This is a genomic window from bacterium (assembly GCA_040756715.1).
Lineage (GTDB): Bacteria > UBA9089 > UBA9088 > UBA9088 > UBA9088 > JBFLYE01.
Map to the genome: position 1 here is coordinate 3,924 of JBFLYE010000038.1, position 4,528 is coordinate 8,451.

Consider the following 4,528-nt stretch of genomic DNA (forward strand, 5'->3'; position numbering starts at 1 on the left):
GTGTTCTCCTTGAGCTTAATTGTGAAACAGATTTTGTAGCAAAGACAGAGGAATTTAAAAACCTCGGGAAAGAGCTTTGCCTTCAAATAGCTTCCTCAAATCCATTATATATAAGTGAAAATGATGTGCCCGCTAATATTATTGAGGAGGAAAAAAATATTATAAAAAACCAGTTTAAGGATAAGGGGAAACCAAAGGCTGTTTTAGAAAAGATAGCAAGTGGTCGGCTTTCAAAATTCTTTGAAGAAAATTGCCTTCTTTCTCAGCCATATATCAGGGAACCAAAAATAAAGATAAAGGACCTTGTCTTAGAAACCCAAGCCAAGTTTAAAGAAAAGCTCTCTGTTTCTCGTTTTGTTATATTTAAGGTAGGTGGTTGAAGATTGGGATATAAATGTATCGGTCAGACAAGAGCTTGTTAAGAGATTTGTTGATTTAAGAAGGATAAAATTTAATACCATTGCCAGCGTTGTCTATCTAAAAGGTAGTATTGTCTTTATAAAAACAAAGGATTCTTCCGAGAAGGTTGTTGCCTCTATAGAGGAAAGGATTGAGGCTGAAAAAAGGCGCCTTGCTGACCTAGAAAAGAGGATAAAAAAGATAAAGGGGGTAAAGGGTGTAATATTTGACCTTGAGGATTGGGTAAAATTTGGTAATGAATGGAAAAGGAAAACAGGGTAAAAGGTATGTGTTTAGCTGAGCTCATTAGTTTAGACATTTCAATAAAAATCCTATTTCTTTAAAAATCCTTCTATAATCTTTGCAAGCATATCAACCTCAATGTTTGCTTTATATCCAATATTCATCTCATTAAGGGTTGTTTCCTTTAAGGTATGAGGAATAATGCTTACAGAGAATTTACCTCCTATAATATCAACAATGGTTAACGATACACCATCAATGGCAACAGAACCCTTTTTTACAAGATATTTTAATAAGGTCTTGGAAATAGAAAAAAAATAAAGAGAACCCCTTTTTTCGCAAAGCCTTGCCAAACCATCTATATGACCAGATACAATATGGCCACCCAATCTATCAGAAATCCTTAATGGCCTTTCAAGATTTACCTTGCCCCCCTTTTTAAGAAAACCAAAGTTTGTTGTCTTCAATGTCTCTTTTGAGAGATTGCAAATAAAACCATCGTTAGGAAGGGAGGAGATGGTCAAACAACATCCAGAAACTGCAATGCTATCCCCTATTTTAAGGTCTTCTCTAACCCTTTTGCAAGAAACATAAATTTCCTTTCCAATGCTTTTTATAACCCCTTTTTCTTCAATTATTCCTGTAAACATTTGGTTTTATTATATAATTCCTTGATTGAAATGGCAAGGCTTTATATACTTTACTTATGGATTATCAAGATGCGGGTGTTGATATTGAAAAGGGAAATATTTTTGTAGAGCATATAAGGAAAAAGCTTAAATTTCAAAAGGGTGTAATGGGAGGGATTGGCCATTTCTCTGGCTTTTTTAAGCAAGATTTTTCATTATATAAAGAGCCAATCCTTGTTTCTTCCTGTGATGGTGTGGGAACAAAGGTAAAGATTGCTCAAAGGTTAAACAATCATTACTCCATTGGCATTGACCTGGTTGCTATGTGTGTTAATGATATTATTGCCACAGGAGGAATTCCTTTATTCTTCCTTGATTACCTTGCATTTGGAAGGCTTGATTTAGAAATAGCAAATAGCATTATGGATGGTATTATTGCAGGATGTAATGAGGCAGAGTGCAGTTTATTGGGTGGTGAGACAGCAGAGATGCCAGATGTTTATGGAAAAGGGGAATACGATTGTGCGGGTTTTTGTGTTGGTATTGTTGAGAAAGAGAAAATAATTACAGGAGAAAAGATAAAGAAAGGCGATATAATTATTGGTATTCCCTCATCAGGCTTACATTCAAATGGCTTTTCATTGGTAAGAAAAATTATTAAAGAGCCATATCCCAATGAATTGCTCATTCCAACAAAAATCTATGTAAAGGATTTCCTTAAGGTAGCTGATTTTTCTATAAATGGCATTTCCCATATCACAGGTGGTGGGCTTATTGAGAACATAAAGAGGCTCCTTCCAAGTGGAACAAGGGCTATAATTGAGAAAAAAAGCCTGAATACACAAGAGATATTCTTGAAAATTCAAAAAGAGGGAAATATTCCCGAAATGGAGATGTTTAAAACATTTAATATGGGAATTGGCCTTTGTCTTATTGTGGATAAAAAGGATGTAGATAAAACCCTTTCTGCAATTCCTTCTTACACAATAGGAAGCATAGAGGAGGGAGAAAGGGGGGTTGTAATTGTTTGAACCAGAGCTATCTGTTAACATAGGGAATATTACCCTAAAAAACCCGGTTATCCCTGCCTCGGGAACATTTGGCATAGAATATGAAGAGATAGTCCCAATTGATAAGCTTTCTGCAATAATTACAAAGGGGATAACCCTAAAGCCAAAGGAAGGGAATAAGCCTCCAAGGATATTTGAGACGCCTTCTGGTCTTTTAAATAGCATAGGCCTTGAAAATCCAGGGATAGATGTATTTTTAAAGGATGTTCTTCCCATACTTAAAAAATATAACATCCCCATCATTGCAAATATTGCAGGAGAATCTATTGAGGAATATGTAAGGCTTTCAAAGCTTCTTGACAAGGAAGTCTCTGGGGTTGAAGTAAATATATCCTGTCCAAATATAGCCAAAGGAGGGATTGAATTTGGACAAGAGCCAAAGGTTGTCTTCTCTTTGGTTTCAAGGATAAGAGAAGCAACAAGCCTTACCATAATTGTAAAGCTTACCCCAAATGTCTCTTTTATAAAACCTATTGCAAAGGCTTGTGAAGACGCCTCTAGTGATGCTATTTCCCTTATTAACACAATAAAAGGCATAGCAATAGATATCGAAGAACAGAAGCCTGTTTTTGAAAATATTATAGCTGGTCTCTCTGGTCCAGCGATAAAGCCCATTGCCTTAAGGATGGTCTGGGAGGCTTATAATTCTGTTTCAATTCCCATAATTGGCATTGGTGGGATAAGAAATGCAAAAGATGCAATTGAGTTTTTTTTAGCAGGTGCATCTTGTATAGAGGTTGGAACAGCAAATTTTATTGACCCTTTGTCTTGTATCAAAATAATAGATGGGATAAGGGGCTATATGGAAAAAAGGGAAATTCCGAATATGAAATTCTTTAGAAAAAGAAGGGATGGATTTCAATCTTCTGCCCTCTCATAAATACTATTTACGCAAACAGCCCTTCTTTCGCCTAATTTTATTATCTCTGTAAGCCCTTTTTTGCTTATTTTTTCTTGTGGGTTAGGGGAGGTAGAAGAGACAATCTTCTCATCCCAGGAAAGACCACCAATATCATCAACCCCAAATTGCAGAGCAAGGGGGATAAGCCTTTTCTCTAAATACATCCATACCCCCTTTATGTGAGGAAAATTATCAAGCATAATCCTTGAAATGGCAAAGACCTTTAGAATTTTTACATAATCAGGTCCTTCTAAATGAGAAAGCCCTGTATTTTTTGGATGGAAAGCAAGGGGAACAAATGCCATAAACCCTCCTGTCTCATCCTGAAGCTCCCTTAAACTAATAAGATGCTCTATTATTTCCTCGTTTGTCTCAACTGTTCCAAAGAGCATGGTGGCATTTGACCTTATCCCTAATTTGTGTGCCTCCTTCATTACAGAAAGCCATACCTCCTTTTTTGGCTTATTGGGAGCAATAATTTGCCTTACCCTTTCGCTAAACACCTCAGCACCACCACCAGGGATAGAGCCAAGCCCTTTATTCTTTAGACGAATTAAAGCCTCTTTTATTGTAAGACCCGACCTTTTAGCGATATAATCAATCTCAATAACCGTAAGCCCCTGGATGAATATATCACCTATCTCCTTTATTCTTTGAAAAAGGCCTTCATAATAAGATATATCAAGCTCTGGATGACATCCTCCCACAATATGAACCTCTCTTATCCCTTCATTATAAGCACATTTTACCCTTTCTATAATCTCATCAAAAGAAAGGAGAAACCCATCCTTTAAATCCCTTGAAAAGGCACAGAGGGGGCATCTATAGACACAGATGTTTGTTGGATTTATATTGATATTTAAGGAAAAAAAACACCTATCTTTAAATCGCTTTTTTCTTATCTGGTCTGCTAATTGCCCGAGGTTTATAAGGTCAGATGAATTAAAAAGAGAAACCCCCTCATCCCTTGTAATTCTTTCACCCCTTTTAACTTTTTCATAAATTGCCTCCAATTACTCCTTCTTCTCTTCTTGGGATTCTTCCTCCTTTGGCTCTACAACATTTACATTTATTATCCCAGCATTAGATGTTTTATACCCTATGGCAACCAATCTATATGTCCCAACTGGATCCTGGATAGTGTATTCAGCTGTAAATATCCCATTTTCATTAGATTCTGTCCAAAGAATTGCCTCTCTCCTTCCAAAATCTACCCTTATTTTTTCAAAAGGGCTAAATCCAACGCCTTGAAAGGTAATCTTCTCTCCCGTAATTGGCTCTAATGG

Annotated in this window: 7 protein-coding genes; 4 read left to right on the forward strand and 3 right to left on the reverse strand. The window is 36.4% G+C overall.

Annotated features, from left to right (window positions below; genetic code table 11):
* Together tsf and AB1397_01410 are read left to right on the forward strand one after the other, a co-directional pair.
* Positions 1 to 380 (forward strand): elongation factor Ts (gene tsf / locus AB1397_01405; GenBank protein ID MEW6481655.1); only part of this gene is annotated, 380 nt, incomplete at its 5' end.
* Entirely contained in the window at positions 373 to 681 is a 309-nt protein-coding gene (locus AB1397_01410; GenBank protein MEW6481656.1) for a hypothetical protein, read from the forward strand. The genes tsf and AB1397_01410, both read left to right, overlap by 8 nt.
* Before the next feature lie 50 nt (positions 682 to 731).
* On the opposite strand, the gene AB1397_01415 is transcribed toward AB1397_01410, so the two are convergent.
* The gene (locus AB1397_01415; GenBank protein MEW6481657.1) at positions 732 to 1,292 is read right to left on the reverse strand and encodes a riboflavin synthase; all 561 of its coding nucleotides are present in this window, start codon (positions 1,290 to 1,292) and stop codon (positions 732 to 734) included.
* A 56-nt stretch (positions 1,293 to 1,348) separates the two neighbouring features.
* Between AB1397_01415 and purM the strand changes: the two genes are divergently transcribed.
* Both purM and AB1397_01425 read left to right on the forward strand, forming a co-directional pair.
* On the forward strand, positions 1,349 to 2,302 hold the full coding sequence (purM, locus tag AB1397_01420; protein ID MEW6481658.1) for a phosphoribosylformylglycinamidine cyclo-ligase: 954 nt from the start codon (positions 1,349 to 1,351) through the stop codon (positions 2,300 to 2,302).
* Complete coding sequence (locus AB1397_01425; protein ID MEW6481659.1) at positions 2,295 to 3,221, forward strand: dihydroorotate dehydrogenase; 927 nt, start codon at positions 2,295 to 2,297, stop codon at positions 3,219 to 3,221. Before purM ends, AB1397_01425 begins: the two co-directional genes overlap by 8 nt.
* Here the strand turns inward: AB1397_01425 and AB1397_01430 are convergent.
* A complete protein-coding gene (locus tag AB1397_01430; protein MEW6481660.1) occupies positions 3,200 to 4,255 on the reverse strand; it encodes a CofH family radical SAM protein in 1,056 nt (351 codons plus the stop codon). The genes AB1397_01425 and AB1397_01430 overlap by 22 nt on opposite strands.
* The coding region (locus tag AB1397_01435; protein MEW6481661.1) for a hypothetical protein at positions 4,256 to 4,528 on the reverse strand (273 nt) is incomplete at its 5' end.